Raw genomic sequence first — 17,974 nt, forward strand, 5'->3', positions numbered from 1 at the left:
AGCACGCCATGTCCGCCGTCAACATCACCCTGCAGCCCCGGCCTCTGACCGACGCCTCGGTCGACCACGCGATCCAGGCCATCGTGTCGGGGACCTCGACCGCCGAGACCTGCAACACCGACCTCGCCTCGGGTCCGTGGGACTTCGACATCCGCCCCGGCTACGGCCCCGGGTCGTCGATGGGCGACGTCATCCCGACCGGGTCGCCCCGCCAGGGAGAGCTGCCGCGCGAGTATCGCGACGCGTCCGAGGCCGAACTCGCCGAGCGCATCCGCACCGCGAAGGCGATCCTCGGCGACCGTGTCGTCGTACTCGGCCACTTCTACCAGCGCGAAGAGGTCGTCGTGCACGCCGACTACGTGGGCGACTCGTTCCAGCTCGCGAACGCCGCGCTCGAGCACCCGCACGCCGGGGCGATCGTGTTCTGCGGCGTGCACTTCATGGCCGAGACCGCCGACCTGCTGTCCCGTCCCGAGCAGTCCGTCATCCTTCCGAACCTCGCCGCCGGCTGCTCGATGGCCGACATGGCCGACATCGACCAGGTCGAGGAGTGCTGGGAGCAGCTCGGCGAGGTCTACGGCGACATGGACTCCCCCGATGCCGATGGCCTCGTGCCCGTCATCCCCGTCACGTACATGAACTCGTCGGCGGCCATCAAGGGCTTCGTCGGCCGCCACGGCGGCATCGTGTGCACGTCGTCGAACGCGCGCACCGTCCTGGAATGGGCGTTCGAGCGCGGACGCCGGGTGCTGTTCTTCCCCGACCAGCACCTCGGCCGCAACACGGCCAAGGCGATGGGCGTGCCGCTCGAGCAGATGCCGATGTGGAATCCGCGCCGGCCGCTGGGGGGATCGGATGCCGCGAGCCTCGCCGATGCGCGCGTGATCCTGTGGCACGGCTTCTGCTCGGTGCACCGCCGTTTCACGGTCGACCAGATCGAGAAGGCCCGCGCCGAGCACCCCGGCGTGCGCGTGATCGTGCACCCGGAGTGCCCGATGGAGGTCGTCGACGCTGCCGACGAAGCCGGCTCGACCGACTACATCCGCAAGGCAATAGAGGCGGCGACCGAGCCGACGACCTTCGCCATCGGCACGGAGGTGAACCTCGTGCAGCGCCTGGCGGCGCAGCATCCCCAGCACGAGATCTTCTGCCTCGACCCGGTGGTCTGCCCGTGCTCGACGATGTACCGGATCCACCCCGGCTACCTCGCCTGGGTCCTCGAGGGACTCGTCGCGGGCGAAGTGCGCAACCGCATCACGGTCCCCCAGGACGTCGCCGACCCGGCACGACTCGCCCTGGAGCGGATGCTCGCGGCCAAGCCCCCGGCAGCCCCCGCCGCCGCATGGGAGAACGCGTCATGACGACGCACGCGGTCGTGGTCGGCAGCGGCATCGCCGGGCTGACCGTCGCGCTGCACGCGGTCGAGCACGGCTGCCGGGTCACGCTCGTGACGAAGGACGTGCTCGACCACGCCAACACCCGCTTCGCCCAGGGCGGCATCGCGGGCGTGATGTTCGCCGACGACCGCGTCGAAGACCACATCCACGACACGCTGGTCGCGGGCGCCGGGCTCAGCGACCGCGAGGCGGTGCGCGTGCTCGCCGACGAGGGCCCCGCCCGCATCCGCGAGCTCATCGACATCGGCGTCGCGTTCGACCGCGGCGAGGACGGCGGCTTCGTCAAGGGCCTCGAGGCAGCGCACTCGTACCCGCGCATCCTGCACTCCGGCGGCGACGCGACGGGCACCGCGATCGAGAGGGCGCTCGTCGTCCGCCTGCGCGCGAGCCGTGTCGACGTCATCGAGCACGCCTTCCTCGTCGACCTGGTGGTCGAGGGAGGACGGGTGCGCGGCGTCGACCTGCTCGTGGGCGACCGCGAGGCGACGGCCGACTCGGTGGCGGTCGCCGGGCGACGCGGGATCGTCGCCGCCGACGCCGTCGTGCTCGCGACCGGCGGCGCGGGCGAGCTCTACGCACACTCCACCAATCCCGCGGTCGCCACAGGCGACGGCATCGCCGCCGCCCTGCGGGCGGGCGCGGACGTGCGCGACCTCGAGTTCTTCCAGTTCCACCCGACGGTGCTGGCTGTCGGAGCGTCGTTCCTCGTGTCCGAGGCGGTGCGCGGCGAGGGCGCGACGCTCATCGACGAGACGGGTCGGCGCTTCGCGTTCGACGCGCATCCCGACGGCGAGCTCGCTCCCCGCGACGTCGTCGCCCGCGCCATCGCGCATCAGATGGAGCTCCAGGACGGGCGCCCCGTCCACCTCGACGCGACCCACCTGCACGGCGACGACGCCGAGCAGCGCGCCGCCTTCCTCGCCCGGCGCTTCCCGACGATCGACCGGGCGGTGCACGAGCGCGGCCTCGACTGGGCGAGGGAGCCGATCCCGGTGACGCCGGCCGCGCACTACCTGATGGGCGGGGTCTCGACCGACCTGTTCGGCCGCGCCTCGCTGCCCGGCCTCTACGCGGTCGGCGAGGTCGCGTGCACGGGAGTGCACGGCGCGAACCGCCTGGCCTCGAACTCGCTGCTCGAGGGCGCCGTGTTCGGGGCCCGTGCCGGCGATGTGATCGCGTCGGATGCGGAATCGGCGGGCTGGCCGGTCGTGACGGGTGCGGTCGCCGAGCGCACGTCCGTCGGTGAATCCGCCGGGGCCGTGCCGGCGGGCGACGACCCCGCCGACGTGCCGCCCTTCTCCCGCGCCGCCCTGCAAGAGCTGCTGTGGAACGACGCCGGGCTCGTCCGCGACGACCCGGGCCTCGGGCATGCGGCATCCGTCCTCTCCGTCTGGCGGACCCAGACGCGCACGCCGCACACCGAACTCGACTACGAGAACGAGAATCTCCTCGTGGTGGCCGAGCACCTCGTCGCCGCAGCCCGGGCCCGGCGCGGGTCGGTCGGCGCGCACTACCGGCGGGACGACCCGGTGACGTCCGCCCCGAGCCGCCAGGAGGCCGTCGCATGCTGAACCGCGCCACCATCGACCGCGCCGTCGCGGCCGCCCTCGAGGAGGACGCGCCGTGGGGCGACGTCACGAGTGCCTACCTCATCGTCGAGACCGCGATCGCGCGGGCGGATCTGGTCGCCCGCGAGAGCGGCGTCTTCAGCGGCGGCGAGGTGTTCGAGGCCGCCTTCCGCCTGACGGATCCCCGTATCGAGGTCGAACTCGTCGTCGAGGACGGCGCGTGGTTCGCGCCGGGTGACGTGCTCGCGACGGTCGAGGGCCCCGCTCGGGGCGTGCTCACGGCCGAGCGCGTCGGGCTCAACTTCACGCAGCGGATGTCGGGCGTCGCGACGCTGACCGGCCGCTACGTCGCCGAGGTGGCGCACACCGGCGCCCGCATCGCCGACACCCGCAAGACGACGCCGGGGCTGCGGGCGTTCGAGCGGCACGCGGTCGTGAACGGCGGCGGCCACAATCACAGGTACTCGCTCTCGGATGCGGTGATGGCCAAGGACAACCACCTCGCCGTCCTCTCCCGCAAGGGCGTGTCGATCACCGCCGCGCTGCAGGGCGCGATCGCTCGCCTCCCCCACACCACCCACGTCGAGGTCGAGGTCGACCGGCTCGACCAGATCGAGGCGGTGCTCGCCGCGGGCGTCGGCACGATCATGCTCGACAACTTCTCGCTCGACGATCTGCGGGCGGGGGTCGCCCAGGTCGCGGGCCGTGCCACGGTCGAGGCATCCGGCGGCGTCTCCCTCGAGACGGTGCGCGCCATCGCCGAGACCGGCGTGGACGTCATCTCGGTCGGCGCGCTCACGCACTCGGCCCGCGCGCTCGACCTCGGACTCGACGTGCGGATCGACCTCGCCTGAGGCGGTCGCGATGACCATGCTCTACCTCGACAACGCCGCCACGACGCCCGTGCGTCCAGAGGTGCTCGAGGCGATGATGCCGTACCTCACGCAATGGTTCGGCAACCCGTCGAGCCACCACACCGTCGGTGAGGCGGCGGCCGGAGCGCTGGCCGACGCGCGCGCACGCGTGGCGCGAGTGCTCGGGATGCGCGCGAGCGACGTCGTCTTCACGTCGGGTGGCACCGAGGCCAACAACCTCGCCGTGAAAGGCATCGGCATCGGCGCGTGGCAGGCGAGGGGTCGCCGGCACGTCGTGACCACGCCGATCGAGCACGAGTCGATCCTCGAGTCGGCCGCCTACCTCGCGCGAGTCCATGGGTTCGAGGTCACGCATCTCGCGGTCGATCGCTTCGCGAGAGTGGATCCGGATGCCGCGGCCGCCGCCCTGCGCGAGGACACCGCGCTGCTCTCCGTGGGGTACGCGAACAACGAGGTCGGCACCATCCAGGACGTCGCCGCGATCGCCGCGGTCGCGCGCGAGCGCGGGGTGCCGGTGCACATCGACGCGGTGCAGGCGGCGGGCTGGCTGCCCCTGTCGGCCGCCGAGCTCGGCGTCGACGCGATCTCGCTCGCCGGGCACAAGGTCGGAGCACCGAAGGGCACGGGCGTCCTCGCGGTGCGCGGACGCGTTCCGCTCGAGCCGCTGATGCACGGCGGCGGGCAGGAGCGCGGCCGCCGCAGCGGCACCGAGGATGTCGCCGGAGCGGTGGGCCTGGCGACGGCGCTCGAGCTCGCCGAGGCGGACCGGGGCGAGGCATCCGCTCGGGTCACCGCCATCCGCGACCGGTTCGTCGCCCGCGTGCTGGCGACCGTTCCGTCGGCCGGGCTCACCGGCGACCCGGTGCATCGGCTGCCCGGCACGGCCAGCTTCACGTTCGCACGCACGAGTGGCGAGGCGGTGCTGCTCGAGCTCGAGCGGCGCGGCGTGGTCTCGTCGAGCGGATCGGCGTGCGCGGCAGGGAGCGACGAACCGTCGCACGTGCTCGTCGCGATGGGCGTCGATCCCGAGGTCGCCCGCACCGCGGTGCGCTTCACCTTCCCGCACTGGCTGGGCCAGCCGCTGGACGCCGTCGCCGACGCGGTCGCGGCCTCCGTCGCGGCCGTAGGATCGAGCGGGTGACCCCGCCTCGCGCACCCGTCGTTACCGTCATCGTCCCCGGGTACGACGTGGCCGAGTTCGCGCCGGAGGCACTCGACTCCCTGCGCGCGCAGAGCCTCGAGGACTGGACCGCCGTGCTCGTCGACGACGGCTCGACCGATGGCACCGGCACCATCTTCGACGACGCGGCCGCCGAGGACCCGCGATTCCGCGTCGTGCACCACCGCTCGCAGAACGGACTCAGCGCCGCGCGCAACACCGGGATCGATCTGGTCCAGACGCCGTTCGTCGCGTTCCTCGACGCCGACGACCGCTACACCCCGCGCGCACTCGAGCTGCTCGTCGGGGCGGTGACGGAGAGCGGCAGCGATGTCGCGGTCGGCGCGTACGTGCGGCTGCGGCCCGACGCCGTCGGCGGCTACACTGCGGGCGAGGTGCAGCCGTGGGTGACGGCGGCGACCGATCCGGCCCGCCGCGGCGCCACGCTCGAGGACCACCCCGACGTGTCGGGCAACATCGTCGCGTGGTCGAAGGTGAGCCGCCTCTCGTTGTGGAAGCGGACCGGGCTGCGTTTCCCGGTGGGCAAGGCGTACGAGGACCAGATCGTCGCGCAAGAGATGTACACGCAGGCGCGTGCGTTCGACGTGATCCCGGACGTGGTGGTCGAGTGGCGCGAACGCGCCGACGGCTCGTCGATCACCCAGCGGAAGGACGGGCTGCCCGTGCTGCGCGACTACCTCGAGGCCCTCGCCGGCGGGATTGCGGTGCTCGATGCCGCAGGCCACGCGCGAGCCGCGGCATCCCGGGTCCGTCTCATCCTGGCGATGGACCTCCCGCCCCTCGTGGAGCTCGGCCGCGCGCACCCCGACCCCGCGTACCGCGCGGCGCTGGGCGACTTCGTGCGCTCCCTGGCCGCGCGCTCGCCCTCTCCGGTGACCCCGCCGGTCGCCGACGCCCTGGCCTGGTGACGCCCGTCACGGACGATGAGGCCCGAGCAGATCAGGTGCCGGGGACCTCGGGCGTGGGCACCCACGGCTCAGCCGGGACAGGCGCGACGGCCGGGGTGCGCGATGCGGGCTCGACCGGCGGGCGGTCGGCGCGTCGGTCGGGGTGGTCGGCGGGCGGGTCGGACTCCTCGGCCTCGAGGATGCGCGACGCCGCGAGCTGCTGCGCGGCGAGCTCGGCATAGAGGCCGCCGTGCTCGATGAGCTCGGTGTGCGTGCCGGATTCGACGATGCGCCCCGCCTCGATCACGTGGATGACGTCGGCGGCGATGACCGTCGACAGGCGGTGAGCGATCGACAAGGTCGTGCGGCCGCGGGCCGCAGCATCCAGCGCCTCCTGCACCACGCGCTCCGAGACGGTGTCGAGCGCCGAGGTGGCCTCGTCGAGGAGCAGCACGGGCGGGTCCTTGAGCAGCACGCGGGCGATCGCGATCCGCTGCTTCTCGCCCCCCGACAGCCGGTAGCCGCGCTCGCCGACGACGGTGTCGTAGCCGAGGTCGAAGCCCTCGATCACGTGGTGGATGTTCGCGGCGCGGCAGGCCGCCTCGAGCTCGGCGTCGGTCGCCTCGGGTCGCGCGTAGCGGAGGTTCTCACGGATCGTCGCGTGGAACAGGTAGGTCTCCTGCGACACGATGCCGACCTGGTCGATGATCGACTCCTGCGTGAGGCGCCGCACGTCTTCGCCCGCGAACAGCACGGATCCTTCGGACGCCTCGTACATGCGCGGCGTGAGGTACAGCACGGTCGTCTTGCCCGCGCCCGACGGGCCCACGAACGCGACATGCTGCCCCGGCTCGGCCGTGAAGGTGACGCCCTGGAGGGTCGGGCGGGCGCCCGCCGCGGCATCCGGATACCGGAAGACGACGTCACGGAACTCGATGCGCCCGATCGGACCGGGGGCGTGCACGACGTCGACGGCGTCGGGGGCGTCCTGGATCGCAGGCACGAGGTCGAGGTACTCGAAGATGCGCGCGAACAGCGCCGCCGAGGTCTGCAGGTCGAGACTCACGCGCATGAGGCCCATGAGGGGCATGAGCAGGCGCGCCTGCACGGTCGTGAACGCGACGATCGTCCCGGCGGTGATGACCGCCTCGCCGCCGGTGATGAAGTACCCCGCGACGAGGTAGATGACCGCAGGAACGCTGGCCATCAGCACCTGCACGACGGCGAAGAAGCCCTGACCGCTCATCGCGCGACGCACCTGGAGCCGCACCTGATTGCGGTTCTCGTCGGAGTATCGCGCGGACTCGGCCCGCTGCCGGTTGAACGACTTGGAGAGGAGGATGCCCGAGACGCTCAGGGTCTCCTGCGTGATGGCGGTGAGCTCGGACAGCGACTCCTGCGTCTCGCCCGCGATGCGCGCCCGCACCTGGCCGACGCGGCGCTGCACGACGACGAGGATCGGCATGAGCACGACCGCGATGATCGTGAGGCGCCAGTCGATGATGATCATCGCGATGAGCGAGGCGATGACGGTGACGACATTGCCGAGGATGCTCGTGAACGTGTTCGTGAGCACACCCGAGACGCCGCCCACGTCGTTCTGGAGCCGTGATTGGATGACGCCGGTCTTGGTGCGCGTGAAGAAGCCGAGCTCCATCGACTGCAGGTGATCGAAGAGCGTCACTCTGAGGTCTCCGGTGACCTTGTTGCCGATGGTCGACGTGAACCACGTCTGCAGCACGCCGAGCCCTGCGGAGAGGAGGAACAGCGCGATCATGAGGCCGACGAGCTGCCACAGGAGCGGGAGGTCGGGTGGTCCACCGTCGACCGGGAAGAGGGCGTCGTCGAAGATGCGCTGGACGATGAGCGGCGGGATGACCGCGATGCCGGCGCCCACGATGACGAGCACACCCGTGATGGCGAGGGGCCACGCATAGGGACGGAAGAGCGCCATGACGCGACGGCCGAGGTTCGGGATCTTGGGCGCGGCCGCGTTCAACTTCTTCTGCGACTCGATGTCGACACCGCGGAATCCGGGATGGCCTCCCCCGCCGCCACCGCCACGCATGCTCACCCTCGAAGCCTACTGACGGCCTCCCCCGCTCCCGCTAGGCTTGCCCCATGGTCTCCACTCCTGATAACCCGCAGCACGACGGCTCCGACCTGGCGGCGCTTCGCGAGGAGATCGACGCCCTCAAGGCCATCCCCGAAGAGGATCTGCTCAATCCGCTTCCTCCCTTCGTCGAGGAGAACGAGCCCACACCGCACGCGACCGACGCGATCGGCAGCGAGAAGTGGGATCGCCCGGCGTCGGAGGAGACGCTCGAGAACTGACCTCCGTTCTCGCGGGAGCGTCCCGCCCCTGACGAGAAGCCGGATCCGATCCGGTCCTGCGGGAATGTCGTGTCCGACCCCGCCGTTATGCTCATGGCTTGCCGTTCTCGTGCGGCCCTCGCCCGCCATCCGTGCATGGCCGATCCTTCGCCATGACCCATGGCCGTCCTTCGCCCTTCCATCCCATGAGGAGACGCCCTATGGCCGCCACCGACATGCATCCCGCCACCGACGGCATCCGCGTATCCCCCGACGTCAGGCCGAAGCTCGGCCCACAGGAGAGCCGCGTCATCTGGCTGCTGCTCGCAGCCGCCTTCGTCGCGATCCTGAACGAGACGACGATGGGCGTGGCCATCCCGCACCTCATCACCGATCTCGGCATCACCGCGCTCTCGGCGCAGTGGCTCACGACCGCGTTCATGCTGACGATGGCCGTGGTCATCCCGATCACAGGCTTCCTGCTGCGCCGCTTCACGACGCGTGCGATGTTCATCGCCGCGATGGGGCTGTTCTCGACCGGCACGCTCATCGCCTTCCTGGCGCCCGGCTTCCCGGTGCTGCTCGTCGCGCGCGTCGTCCAGGCGTCCGGCACCGCGATCATGATGCCGCTGCTCATGACCACGCTCATGACGGTGGTGCCGCCGGCGATCCGCGGCCGCATGATGGGCCGCGTCAGCATCGTGATGTCGCTCGCCCCGGCGATCGGCCCGACCCTTGCGGGCGCGATCCTCAACAACTTCGAGTGGCGCTGGATCTTCGGCATCGTGCTGCCCATCGCCATCGTCGCGCTCGTCGTCGGCGGCCGCTGGATCCACAACCTGGGCGAGACCACGCGCGCACCGATCGACGTGCTGTCGGTCATCCTCTCGGCCTTCGGCTTCGGCGGTCTCGTGTTCGGGCTGAGCCAGCTGGGCGCCAGTGGTCACGGCGGCGGAGCGGATGCCGCGGCCGCGACGGCCACGTCGACGACGACCCTCATCGTGTCGCTCACGGTCGGCGTCGTCGCGCTCGGCCTGTTCGGCTGGCGCCAGGTGCTGCTGCAGCGCAAGGACGACGCGCTGCTCGACCTGCGGGTCTTCCGCAGCCGGAACTTCTCCCTGTCGATGGGCCAGATGGTGATCATGTCGATGGCGTTCTTCGGCGCGATCACGGTCGTTCCGCTGTACCTCCAGGACGTGCTCGAGGTCGACCCGCTGACCACGGGTCTCGTGGTGCTCCCCGGCGCGCTGGCGATGGGCCTCGCCGGACCCTTCATCGGCCGCATCTACGACCGCTGGGGCACGACCGTCCTGCTCGTGCCGGGCGCCGTCATCACATCGTCGATGCTCTGGGTCTACACGACCTTCGGTATCGCCACCCCGGTGTGGCTGGTGGCGGTCGTGCAGACGGTGCTGTCCTTCGGGCTGGCGCTGTCGTTCACGCCGCTGTTCACGGCGTCGCTGGCGTCCCTGCAGCCGAGGTTCTACTCCTACGGCTCGGCGGTGGTCGGCACCGCGCAACAGGTCGCCGGTGCCGCCGGCATCGCGCTGATGTTCGGCGTGATGGCCGCGGCCGACAGCGCCGCGACCGAGGCGGGCACCGACGCACTCACCGCCGGGGCCGCGGGCACCCACGCCGCGTTCCTCACGGCCGCGTTCCTGTCGCTGCCTCTGCTGGTGGGGGCGTTCCTCATCCGCAAGCCGGCCGACCAGCCGATGGGCGCGCCGGCCGCGCACTGACCCGCGCATCACCGAGATGCCCCATCCCCTCGACGGGGGGTGGGGCATCCGGCATTGTGGGATCCGCCACCGAGCAGCAGGAGGCCCCGATGATCATTCAGACGCCCGCACCCGACGAGGTGACCGGCCACGCGGCCGAGATGTACTCCGGCGACATCGCCGACGTGGGGTTCGTCCTCTCCCACACCCAGGCGCTGGCCGTGAATCCCGAGGCGCACCAGGCGTTCGAGGGGCTCCTGCACGCGATCGTGCCTTCGATCGGGATCCGCGTGTACGAGCTCGCCACACTCGGCGCGGCACGTGCCATCGGCTCGTCGCACTGCCTGCTCGCACACGGCCGGAAAACCCTGCGCGCCGAACTCATGGACGAGGATCAGCTCGCACGGGTCGCGCGCGACTACACGTCCGCCGGGCTGAGCGAGGCGGACGTCGCGGTGATGGCCTACGCCGAGAAGCTGTCGAGTGATCCGCGCAGCATGACGGATGCCGACTCCGAGCGGCTGCGCGCGGTCGGCTTCAGCGACCGGCAGATCGTCGACATCACGCTCGCCGCCGCGGCGCGCAACTTCCTCAGCCGGGCGCTGCTCGCCCTTGCGGTGCCGACCGACGAGGTGCCCGACCTGGGCCCGGAGCTGGTCGCCGCGCTGCTCTCGCCGCTCGACCCTGCCCCCTGACCGGCGGCCTACCTCGGCGGCATGCCCGGCGTCGCATCGGCCAGCTGCGGCGTCAGTGGTGGATGACCGCCTTGAGGAGGATCAGGATCCCGCCGAACGCGGCGGTCAGCAGCGCGCTGATCACGCGCGCCCACCAGTGGGTGCTCCAGCGCGCGACCGCGGTCCATCCGAGACCGCCCAGGATCACGGTGTTCAGGATGAGCGCCGACCACAGCGCCGTGTCATCGGGGATCACCCTCAGCGTGCCCAGCAGGAGGGCGAGGAGCGGTGCGATCGACGCGAGAAGCATGCCGGACGACTGCTTCGCTGCGGCGCGGAGGCTCGAACGCAGGCCGCGCTGCCCCTCACTTACGGCGAGGCGCCCGAGGGTGCCCGCGTACACGTGCGCCGCGTAGAACACCACGACGGTGACGGCGACGGTCAGGAACGCGATCAGAGAGGTGCTGCCGGCGCTGACGACGATCATGCCCGACACCAGGATGAGGCCGTAGATCGCCTCCTCCGACATGAGGACGCGCGCGATGCGCGGCGTGATGTGGAGCTGCTCGTCGGACATCGCAGTCAGCGTCGCGCGCGCGAGGGGTGACGGGTCAGTCGGTGCTGCAGCTGCCGCCACCGCAGCACGATCCTGCGGACTCGACGACGGTGAGGAGATTCTTGTCCTCGGCGACGGGCTGGAGGGTCGGGGTGGGCAGCTGCGAAGAAGTCATTACGCCATGCTACCCGCGGAGACACCGGGCCGGCCGCAGGACGTGCTCACAGCACCTCGCCGGCGGTCTGGCACGTCGGGCAGTACTGCGCATCAGTGCTCGCGAACGAGAAATCGCGGATCGTGTCGCCGCACACCGGACACGCCTCGCCCGCGCGACCGTGCACGCGCATCGAAGCGACCTTGGCCGCCTTCAGGAGATCGATCGGGATGCCGCGCCGGGCGCCGATCGCGCCCCGCACGGTCTCGATCGTCGCGGCGTAGAGGCGGGAGCGAGTGTCGTCGTCGAGTGCCGCCGCGTGCACCACGGGCGACACCTTCGCCAGGTGCAGGATCTCATCGGAGTAGGCGTTGCCGATGCCCGCGATCGACTCCTGCTCCTGGAGGATCGCCTTCACCTGCTTCCGGCGCCGGCCGAGCGCGACCTCGAAGTCGTTCTGCGAGTACGACGGGTCGGCGGGATCCGGGCCGAGCTTGGCGATCGCCGGCACCGCGAGCGGATCGTCGACGACGAACAGGCCGAGCGACACCCACGTGCCGGCATCGGTCACCTGCATCACCGACCCATCGTCGAGCGCGACCTCGGCCAGCGCCGGCGGGGCGTCGGTCGGCAGCTCGTCGGACGCGGTGTCACGCCAGCGCACCCACCCGTGGCGCCCCAGCGACACCACGAGCCGGGTGTCGTCGTCGACGGCGAGCGCGATGTGCTTGCCGTACCGCTCGGCGCCGCCGAAGGCGCGCCCCACCAGGGTGGACGGCGGGCTCTGGCGCGTCTTGACCGTGCGGAACTCGAGGATGTCGACCTCGCGGACCGTGCGACCGCGCACACGGTCGTCGAGGAACTCAGCGAGCGCCTGGACCTCGGGAGACTCCGGCATGTCCCCATCCTGGCACCGGGTCCCGACACCACGGCACCCTCGATCGCGATCCCTGGGATCAGCCGAGGGGCTTGCGCAGGAAGACCTGCTCGATGCCGTCGTCTTCCTTCACCCGCGTGGTCTCGCGATAGCCGCACCGCTCGTACAACCGCAGGTTCGCCTCGCTGAGCGATCCGGTGAAGAGCTCCGCCTCGCGGCATCCGCTCGCCCTTCCCCGCTCTTCGACGGCCTCGAGAAGCCGGGATCCGAGACCCTCGCCCTGTCGGTCGGGCGCGATGGCCAGCCGGCCGATCAGGAGGAGCTCGCGGTCCGCCTGCGCACGCACTGCACCCACCAGCCTCCCGTGATCGACGGCGACGCACCCGAGGTTGCCGACGAGTTCCGCACGCAGTTCGTCGAGGGACTGCGTGAGCGGCGGCATCTGCACGCTGTCGTAGATCAGCGCCTCCTGCACGAACGCCGCGCGCTGCAGCGTCAGCGTCTCTCCGGCGTCGTCGGGGCGGATGTCGCGGATCTCGATGTCATCGGAGTGGGGCATGCCTCCTGTCTAGCGCGAAGAACACCGCGGAGGCACGCGCTTGACGACGGCACCGTCTGCGGTCACAGGAGTAGACAGTGCGTGCGCGGAAGTCAACCCCCTCCCTCCTCCATCGAAGCGGACCGCATGATGCCTGCGACGAAGGAGTGGGACCCATGACGATCGAGGCTGCACCGGTTCACCATCTGGAGCTCGTGCCCATGGGGGACGGCGCCTGGCGGCTGTGCGACCGGTCGCGGATCCGACCGGGCGGCGACGCGGACGGCACCCTTGTCGCCTACATCGAGCGGGTTGCCGGCGGCGAGTACGAGGCTGTGTGGGTGTGGCGCGGACCCGCCGTCGAGACCTTCCCCTCACTGGAGGCCGTGCTCGTCGCGGGGACCCGGCGCCGCCTGTCGTCGACGGCGGGCAGCGACTCGAAGCCGGTCCCCATCCCGCACCGAGCCCCGCTCTCCTTCCGCTGGGCCCGCCGCTCTGCTCGATAGCCGCGAGGTCTGCGGGTGTCAAGGGAGTTGGCCCGGGCCGCGCCCGCGACGACAGTGGTGTCGGCGGCCCCGCCCCCGTGATCGCCCCGATCCGGGGCCGTCGCGGAGGCTGACGATGGGAAAGTTCATCTATGACGGATCGGTCAAGGTCGACTTCGACGACCGGACGCTGGCGCATCTTCAGCTCGTCATCGGCACGAAGCTGCGCCGGGGCGAGCCGTTCCACTTCACCTGGAAGGACGACACGAGCATCGGCGACGGCCGCACCACCGTGTGGGTGCACCCGCGGTGCACGCTCGTGTACAAGTACTACGGGAGCCGCAAGCCGGCGATAAACATGGCCTGGATCGAGGCGCTGGTGTACACCGCCAACTCCCCGGCAGGCCTCTACCTCGTGCCGGAACCCGCCGAGAGCTCGACGGAGATGCGCGATGAAGAGAATTGACATCATCTACGGCGGCGAGCACTACAGCGTCGGCGGCCGTGATCTCGAATCGCTCCGCGCCGAGATCGAGGAGCAGCTCGCATCCGGCGGGGTGGGGTGGATCACGGTCAACGACGGCGAGGGCGCGCCGCGATGGGCTCACCTCATGCTCACGCCGGGCGTATCGCTCGCGATCATCCCGATCCCCGACGACGCCCCCGAGGTGGCCGGCGGATCACTGTGGAACCCCGATGGCGACGAGATGCATCCGGAGGCGCCGCCGGAGCCGTAAGGCGCTCAGCTCTCCCAGCTCCAGTCCATGTCGGGAGGTGTCTCGGTGTCGGCGCGCGCGGTCGGGTGCAGCCGCCGCGTGAGCGCTTCGAGGTGCTCGACGACTTCGAGGTGATCAGGCTCGGCGAGATCCGTGACGACTTCGCGCGAGACGATCTGGCTGGCCGGGCCGACCAGGAACACCGCGGTCGTGACCGTGCCTGCCGCGTCGACGATGGGGATCTCGACCGTGGCCCCCGTTCGTCCTTCGGCGAGCGCTGCTCCGTACTCGAGGAGGGCGTCGGCGATCGCATCGCTCGTGAGAAACTCGCTCCCCGCATAGATCAGCGACTTCATGTCCCTTGTCTAACGAAGGCCGAGAAGCGGCGCACGGGGGTTGCGCCATCGGGAGGCGGTCGCTACTGCAGGTGCGGCGTCCTGTCTGCGGTCTTCCCCATGGCCCGGTCCTCCGCGTCGAGCAGGCGGGTGATGCCGCGGAAGTCACGCATCAGGATCCACCTCCACGCGACGTCCGGCAGGAGCGCGGTCAGCTGCAACCAGCCCGCGATGTCGCCCTCGTAGCGGGCGTGCACGCGTGTGCCTCCGTCCTCGGGCACGCAGACGTACTCGACGCGCGAGTTCCACGGCGAGGTGGAGTGCCATACGACGCGCTCCCCCGGCTCGATGCTCTCGAGCACGTCGGCGAACCGCACGCGGAACGGTCCGATGCGGTCGACCGCCCACCAGCGGCTCCCGACGTCGGGCGTGCCGTCGCCGATGCGCTGGCGGAAGGCGACGGCCGGCGCGAAGTCGGGCCATCGGGCCGGATCGGCCAGGAGCGGGTAGACGCGCTCGGCAGGGTGAGGCAGGAGCACGTCGAGCACCACGCGCCGCCACATCATCGTCACACCATCGCGGGAACAGGACGGTCGGGGTAGAGATCGCGCATCGCGCGGTCGTACTGCCGCTTCAGCAGCAGCTGATACAGCACCCGCACTGGAACCGGGATGTTCGCACGCATCCACTCCTCGCGCTCGGCTTCGGGCACGCTGGCGATCAGGAGCCCCGCCTGGAGGGCCATGATGTCCTTGCCCAGCTCCTTGCGGTGCGCGGCGAGCTCCGCTCGCGTGTGCTCCTCCATCCAGTCCCACTCCTGCTGTGAGAGCACAGCGCCCGCGACGGGCATGATGCTCGCCTCCTCCTGGCGGAGGTGCGCGGTGAGCGTCTCACGCAGCGCGTCGATGTCGCGGGCGAACGCCTCGCCGAGCTGCGGATCGGCCGACGCAACCCAGGGCTGCAGCTGCGGCTCGATGATCGCCAGCTGGCGGGCCACCTCGGCGTGCTGCGCCTTCATCTGCTCGACGTGCACCCCGCACGCGGGGTCGCGCGACGTCAGCCGATCCCACAGCGCGAGGTCCTCGGTCTCGTGGTGCATGTGCAGGGCGAAGAAGTCGAGGTTCGCGTAGCGCCCGACGATCGCCGCGCGGGCGGTGTCACCGGGCCGCACCTCGCGGACAAGCTTCGGCAGCTCGCTGTAGAGCCAGCGGAAGATCCGGTGCACGAGGATCAGGCCGGACGTGTCGCACCCGGCCTCCTGGCCCTCCGGCATCGCCCCGGACGAAGGCAGCTTGGTGACCATGTCGCACTCCCCAGTGTCGTCCGCCGGCCACCCGCGCTCGCAGAGTCTGCGTCGCGGACAGCCGAACGATACACCCGAGAGGAGGGTGCGCACAGCACCCCTGCACACCCCGCCGGCCGCGCGGATCCCGATCAGCTGCGCGGCGGGTTGGCCGGCAGCCACTCCTCGAGGGTCGTCGCGAACACCTGCACCCCGTCCACCGGCATGAGCGTGCGCTCCTGCATCCTCGCGCCGAAATACTCCGCCTCGGGATCGGTCACGACCTCGCGCGGATCGTTCCGGAAGGCGAGCCCGCGCCGCACCATCTCGTCCAGGCCCATGATCTCGGGGCCGCCGATCTCCACGTCCGCGTTCAGAGGCGAGCCGGCGGCCGTACGGGCGACAGCTGTCGCGACATCGTCCGCCGCGATCGGCTGCACGAGGTTGCCGGGCAGCCGGAGCGCGTCGCCGTTCGTCGACACGGCGGCGATCCCGCCGATGAATTCGAAGAACTGCGTCGCGTGCACCAGCGTGTAGGGGATGCCGGATGTGCGGATGAGCTCCTCCTGAGCCGCCTTCGCCGCGAAATACTCGATCGTGTTCGGGCGGTCGGTGCCGACGACGGTCAGTGCGACGTAGTGCCCCACACCCGCCTCCCGCGCCCCGGCGACGATGTTGCGTGTCGAGGTCGTGAAGAACGCCATCACGTCGTCCGGCGCGAAGGACGGCGAGTTCGACACATCGACGACGACGTCGGCCCCCCGCAGCGCGTCGGCCAGCCCTTCGCCGGTGAGCGTGTCCACGCCCGACTGCGGCGAGGCGGACAGGGCTGCGTGCCCGTGCTCGGTGAGCTTCGCGACGACCTTCGAGCCGATGAGCCCGGAGCCTCCGATGACGACGATCCTTGCCATGATGAGCCTTTCGTTCAGAAGCGCGAGGAACCGCGCTCACCATCTCTGACCGCGTCCGCACCGGATCTGTGACGGCCGATCAGCAGCGCCAGCGCATCAGCTTGTCGGGGTTGACCACGAGCCACCCTTCGACGAGGAGACGGCCACGAGAGCGGAGGCCGAGTACCCCCGTGACGTGACCGTCGACGCATTGCACGACTCCGGCGACGCCGTTCACCGCCTCCACACGGAGCGCCGCCGGAGCGGACAGCGCCTCTGTGAGAAATGCCGAGGCCGCTGATCGGCCTTCGAGCGGCGAGCTCGGCGCCGCCACGACGCCGCCTCCGTCGACCGTGAGTCGGATGCCGGGATGCAGCATCCGACTCAGTCCGCGTTCATCGCGTGCCTCGGCGGCGGCGATCAGCGCACGGACCAGGCGTTCGTGCTGCGCGGCGCGAGGAGGCGAGCTCCGCGGGGAGAGATGCGACCACGACGCGCAGGGCCGGCCGCTCACGCCCCGGCCCGGGTGACGTGCCGGAGCTTGTCCGGACTCATGATCCAGTGGATCTGACGGATGCCGTCATCCGCCGCCGTGATCATGGCGACGGTCGTGACGACCCCGCCCTCGGAGATCGTCGCCGCCGGCTGACCGTTGAGCTCGACCCAGTCGATCCTCTTCCCGATCCAGAAGTGGCTCGAGAAGGCGGAGATGAACTTCGCGACGCGACTGCGGCCCGCGACCGGGATGCGCGCGGCGAGCTTGACGCCGTTGCCGTCGGTCGTGCTCACGACGTCCTCGGCGAACAGCTTCTCGAGATCGCCCACGTCTCCCTTCTGCGCGGCGACGAGGAAGGCCTCGAGCAGGCGGCGCTGCTCGGCGGCCGCGACCTCTGCGCGGCGGGCAGACTCGAGGTGCTTGCGGGCGCGGCTCACGAGCTGGCGCGCGCTCGCGACCGTGGCGCCGATGATCTGACCGATGCGCTCATACGGGTAGTCGAGGGCCTCGCGCAGGATGTAGGCGGCGCGCTCTGTCGGGGTCAGCTTCTCCAGCATCAGGAGGATCGCGAACTGCAGGGCTTCGCCGCGCTCGGCTCCGAGCGCCGGATCGGCGTCCGTGTTCACGGGCTCGGGCAGCCACGGTCCGATGTATGTCTCGCGACGCGCGTGCGCGGACTGCGTCGCGTTGATCGCGAGTCTCGTCGCGACTGTCGCGAGGAACGCACCGGGCTCGCGGATGTCGGAGCGATCGGCGTTCTGCCAGCGGATCCAGGTCTCCTGCACGATGTCTTCGGCATCGGCGACCGTTCCGAGCATCCGGTAGGCGATGCCGAAGACGCGTCGACGGTGCTCGTCGAAGACGACGACCGCCTGCGCGATGTCGTCGGGGTCTTCTGCGTGTCGTGTGCTGTCGATCATGGCGCTGCCGCTCCCGTCGCCGCGCTCAGCGTACGCCCGCGCGTTTCCAGCTACGACCGGATGCCCCGGCGCGATGTGACAGCCGAGGCGATATCCGTCGACGCGGTCACATA

The 17,974-nt window shown here is 70.9% G+C and carries 21 protein-coding genes; 11 read left to right on the top strand and 10 right to left on the bottom strand.

Annotated elements, in window-relative coordinates; genetic code table 11:
* The first annotated feature begins 8 nt into the window (after positions 1-8).
* From nadA to ACFC1W_RS00135, 5 genes are read left to right on the top strand one after another with little or no spacing between them, the layout of a single operon-like run.
* Positions 9-1,361 (top strand): quinolinate synthase NadA, encoded by a 1,353-nt coding sequence (gene nadA / locus ACFC1W_RS00115; RefSeq protein WP_375987305.1) that lies wholly within the window; start codon positions 9-11, stop codon positions 1,359-1,361.
* A complete protein-coding gene (nadB, locus tag ACFC1W_RS00120) occupies positions 1,358-2,968 on the top strand; it encodes an L-aspartate oxidase (protein WP_375987307.1) in 1,611 nt (536 codons plus the stop codon). The genes nadA and nadB overlap by 4 nt, the downstream gene beginning before the upstream one ends.
* Positions 2,962-3,819, top strand: a complete 858-nt coding sequence (gene nadC / locus ACFC1W_RS00125; RefSeq protein ID WP_375987309.1) for a carboxylating nicotinate-nucleotide diphosphorylase — start codon at positions 2,962-2,964, stop codon at positions 3,817-3,819. Before nadB ends, nadC begins: the two co-directional genes overlap by 7 nt.
* A 16-nt stretch (positions 3,820-3,835) precedes the next feature.
* Positions 3,836-4,981: a cysteine desulfurase family protein gene (locus tag ACFC1W_RS00130; RefSeq protein ID WP_375991325.1), complete on the top strand. Its 1,146-nt coding sequence runs from the start codon at positions 3,836-3,838 to the stop codon at positions 4,979-4,981.
* The gene (locus ACFC1W_RS00135) at positions 4,978-5,928 is read left to right on the top strand and encodes a glycosyltransferase family 2 protein (RefSeq protein WP_375987311.1); all 951 of its coding nucleotides are present in this window, start codon (positions 4,978-4,980) and stop codon (positions 5,926-5,928) included. Before ACFC1W_RS00130 ends, ACFC1W_RS00135 begins: the two co-directional genes overlap by 4 nt.
* 31 nt (positions 5,929-5,959) lie before the next feature.
* Here ACFC1W_RS00135 and ACFC1W_RS00140 read toward each other — a convergent pair whose 3' ends face one another.
* Positions 5,960-7,975 (bottom strand): ABC transporter ATP-binding protein, encoded by a 2,016-nt coding sequence (locus ACFC1W_RS00140; RefSeq protein WP_375991327.1) that lies wholly within the window; start codon positions 7,973-7,975, stop codon positions 5,960-5,962.
* 53 nt (positions 7,976-8,028) lie between these two features.
* Between ACFC1W_RS00140 and ACFC1W_RS00145 the strand changes: the two genes are divergently transcribed.
* From ACFC1W_RS00145 to ACFC1W_RS00155, 3 genes are all read left to right on the top strand, one after another.
* Positions 8,029-8,241 carry a hypothetical protein gene (locus tag ACFC1W_RS00145; RefSeq protein WP_191767242.1) on the top strand — a complete coding sequence of 71 codons (213 nt, stop codon included), beginning with the start codon at positions 8,029-8,031 and terminating at the stop codon, positions 8,239-8,241.
* 200 nt (positions 8,242-8,441) lie between these two features.
* A complete protein-coding gene (locus tag ACFC1W_RS00150; protein ID WP_375987313.1) occupies positions 8,442-9,959 on the top strand; it encodes an MDR family MFS transporter in 1,518 nt (505 codons plus the stop codon).
* A gap of 89 nt (positions 9,960-10,048) precedes the next feature.
* Entirely contained in the window at positions 10,049-10,633 is a 585-nt protein-coding gene (locus ACFC1W_RS00155; protein ID WP_375987315.1) for a carboxymuconolactone decarboxylase family protein, read from the top strand.
* Between the two features lie 52 nt (positions 10,634-10,685).
* Here ACFC1W_RS00155 and ACFC1W_RS00160 read toward each other — a convergent pair whose 3' ends face one another.
* The 3 genes from ACFC1W_RS00160 to ACFC1W_RS00170 all read right to left on the bottom strand — a co-directional run bounded on the left by ACFC1W_RS00160 (position 10,686) and on the right by ACFC1W_RS00170 (position 12,758).
* Entirely contained in the window at positions 10,686-11,189 is a 504-nt protein-coding gene (locus ACFC1W_RS00160) for a hypothetical protein (RefSeq protein ID WP_375987317.1), read from the bottom strand.
* A 200-nt stretch (positions 11,190-11,389) separates the two neighbouring features.
* A complete protein-coding gene (locus ACFC1W_RS00165; RefSeq protein WP_375987319.1) occupies positions 11,390-12,220 on the bottom strand; it encodes a DNA-formamidopyrimidine glycosylase family protein in 831 nt (276 codons plus the stop codon).
* Positions 12,221-12,278: 58 nt separating this feature from the next.
* Positions 12,279-12,758, bottom strand: a complete 480-nt coding sequence (locus ACFC1W_RS00170; RefSeq protein WP_375987321.1) for a GNAT family N-acetyltransferase — start codon at positions 12,756-12,758, stop codon at positions 12,279-12,281.
* A 155-nt stretch (positions 12,759-12,913) separates the two neighbouring features.
* Here ACFC1W_RS00170 and ACFC1W_RS00175 point away from each other — a divergent pair, with 155 nt between their 5' ends.
* The 3 genes from ACFC1W_RS00175 (at position 12,914) to ACFC1W_RS00185 (ending at position 13,959) form a co-directional block, all read left to right on the top strand.
* Complete coding sequence (locus ACFC1W_RS00175; protein WP_375987323.1) at positions 12,914-13,243, top strand: hypothetical protein; 330 nt, start codon at positions 12,914-12,916, stop codon at positions 13,241-13,243.
* A gap of 115 nt (positions 13,244-13,358) precedes the next feature.
* Positions 13,359-13,688: an ATP-dependent DNA ligase gene (locus ACFC1W_RS00180; RefSeq protein ID WP_375987325.1), complete on the top strand. Its 330-nt coding sequence runs from the start codon at positions 13,359-13,361 to the stop codon at positions 13,686-13,688.
* Positions 13,675-13,959 (top strand): hypothetical protein, encoded by a 285-nt coding sequence (locus ACFC1W_RS00185; protein ID WP_375987327.1) that lies wholly within the window; start codon positions 13,675-13,677, stop codon positions 13,957-13,959. The genes ACFC1W_RS00180 and ACFC1W_RS00185 overlap by 14 nt, the downstream gene beginning before the upstream one ends.
* A 5-nt stretch (positions 13,960-13,964) precedes the next feature.
* Here ACFC1W_RS00185 and ACFC1W_RS00190 read toward each other — a convergent pair whose 3' ends face one another.
* The 6 genes from ACFC1W_RS00190 to ACFC1W_RS00215 all read right to left on the bottom strand — a co-directional run bounded on the left by ACFC1W_RS00190 (position 13,965) and on the right by ACFC1W_RS00215 (position 17,861).
* On the bottom strand, positions 13,965-14,294 hold the full coding sequence (locus ACFC1W_RS00190; RefSeq protein WP_375987329.1) for a hypothetical protein: 330 nt from the start codon (positions 14,292-14,294) through the stop codon (positions 13,965-13,967).
* Positions 14,295-14,356: 62 nt separating this feature from the next.
* Positions 14,357-14,839: an SRPBCC family protein gene (locus tag ACFC1W_RS00195; RefSeq protein ID WP_375987331.1), complete on the bottom strand. Its 483-nt coding sequence runs from the start codon at positions 14,837-14,839 to the stop codon at positions 14,357-14,359.
* 2 nt (positions 14,840-14,841) lie between these two features.
* Positions 14,842-15,576: a hemerythrin domain-containing protein gene (locus ACFC1W_RS00200; RefSeq protein ID WP_375987332.1), complete on the bottom strand. Its 735-nt coding sequence runs from the start codon at positions 15,574-15,576 to the stop codon at positions 14,842-14,844.
* A gap of 131 nt (positions 15,577-15,707) precedes the next feature.
* Positions 15,708-16,466, bottom strand: a complete 759-nt coding sequence (locus tag ACFC1W_RS00205; protein WP_375987334.1) for an SDR family oxidoreductase — start codon at positions 16,464-16,466, stop codon at positions 15,708-15,710.
* A 79-nt stretch (positions 16,467-16,545) separates the two neighbouring features.
* Positions 16,546-16,824, bottom strand: a complete 279-nt coding sequence (locus tag ACFC1W_RS00210; RefSeq protein WP_375987336.1) for a hypothetical protein — start codon at positions 16,822-16,824, stop codon at positions 16,546-16,548.
* 131 nt (positions 16,825-16,955) lie between these two features.
* Positions 16,956-17,861: an RNA polymerase sigma-70 factor gene (locus ACFC1W_RS00215; protein WP_375987338.1), complete on the bottom strand. Its 906-nt coding sequence runs from the start codon at positions 17,859-17,861 to the stop codon at positions 16,956-16,958.
* Positions 17,862-17,974 lie beyond the last annotated feature (113 nt).

This window comes from Microbacterium sp. NPDC056003, from assembly GCF_042274785.1.
Classification (GTDB): domain Bacteria; phylum Actinomycetota; class Actinomycetes; order Actinomycetales; family Microbacteriaceae; genus Microbacterium.

What these genes read in the sequence shown, in the direction of transcription:
- nadC (WP_375987309.1), top strand. Translation starts at nt 2,962, where the DNA reads ATGCTGAACCGCGCCACCATCGACCGCGCCGTCGCGGCCGCCCTCGAG.
- nadB (WP_375987307.1), top strand. Translation starts at nt 1,358, where the DNA reads ATGACGACGCACGCGGTCGTGGTCGGCAGCGGCATCGCCGGGCTGACC.
- ACFC1W_RS00175 (WP_375987323.1), top strand. Translation starts at nt 12,914, where the DNA reads ATGACGATCGAGGCTGCACCGGTTCACCATCTGGAGCTCGTGCCCATG.
- ACFC1W_RS00155 (WP_375987315.1), top strand. Translation starts at nt 10,049, where the DNA reads ATGATCATTCAGACGCCCGCACCCGACGAGGTGACCGGCCACGCGGCC.
- ACFC1W_RS00215 (WP_375987338.1), bottom strand. Translation starts at nt 17,861, where the DNA reads ATGATCGACAGCACACGACACGCAGAAGACCCCGACGACATCGCGCAG.
- ACFC1W_RS00180 (WP_375987325.1), top strand. Translation starts at nt 13,359, where the DNA reads ATGGGAAAGTTCATCTATGACGGATCGGTCAAGGTCGACTTCGACGAC.
- ACFC1W_RS00170 (WP_375987321.1), bottom strand. Translation starts at nt 12,758, where the DNA reads ATGCCCCACTCCGATGACATCGAGATCCGCGACATCCGCCCCGACGAC.
- ACFC1W_RS00205 (WP_375987334.1), bottom strand. Translation starts at nt 16,466, where the DNA reads ATGGCAAGGATCGTCGTCATCGGAGGCTCCGGGCTCATCGGCTCGAAG.
- nadA (WP_375987305.1), top strand. Translation starts at nt 9, where the DNA reads ATGTCCGCCGTCAACATCACCCTGCAGCCCCGGCCTCTGACCGACGCC.
- ACFC1W_RS00210 (WP_375987336.1), bottom strand. Translation starts at nt 16,824, where the DNA reads ATGCTGCATCCCGGCATCCGACTCACGGTCGACGGAGGCGGCGTCGTG.
- ACFC1W_RS00195 (WP_375987331.1), bottom strand. Translation starts at nt 14,839, where the DNA reads ATGATGTGGCGGCGCGTGGTGCTCGACGTGCTCCTGCCTCACCCTGCC.
- ACFC1W_RS00150 (WP_375987313.1), top strand. Translation starts at nt 8,442, where the DNA reads ATGGCCGCCACCGACATGCATCCCGCCACCGACGGCATCCGCGTATCC.
- ACFC1W_RS00130 (WP_375991325.1), top strand. Translation starts at nt 3,836, where the DNA reads ATGCTCTACCTCGACAACGCCGCCACGACGCCCGTGCGTCCAGAGGTG.
- ACFC1W_RS00145 (WP_191767242.1), top strand. Translation starts at nt 8,029, where the DNA reads ATGGTCTCCACTCCTGATAACCCGCAGCACGACGGCTCCGACCTGGCG.
- ACFC1W_RS00200 (WP_375987332.1), bottom strand. Translation starts at nt 15,576, where the DNA reads ATGGTCACCAAGCTGCCTTCGTCCGGGGCGATGCCGGAGGGCCAGGAG.
- ACFC1W_RS00190 (WP_375987329.1), bottom strand. Translation starts at nt 14,294, where the DNA reads ATGAAGTCGCTGATCTATGCGGGGAGCGAGTTTCTCACGAGCGATGCG.
- ACFC1W_RS00140 (WP_375991327.1), bottom strand. Translation starts at nt 7,975, where the DNA reads ATGCGTGGCGGTGGCGGCGGGGGAGGCCATCCCGGATTCCGCGGTGTC.
- ACFC1W_RS00165 (WP_375987319.1), bottom strand. Translation starts at nt 12,220, where the DNA reads ATGCCGGAGTCTCCCGAGGTCCAGGCGCTCGCTGAGTTCCTCGACGAC.
- ACFC1W_RS00160 (WP_375987317.1), bottom strand. Translation starts at nt 11,189, where the DNA reads ATGTCCGACGAGCAGCTCCACATCACGCCGCGCATCGCGCGCGTCCTC.
- ACFC1W_RS00185 (WP_375987327.1), top strand. Translation starts at nt 13,675, where the DNA reads ATGAAGAGAATTGACATCATCTACGGCGGCGAGCACTACAGCGTCGGC.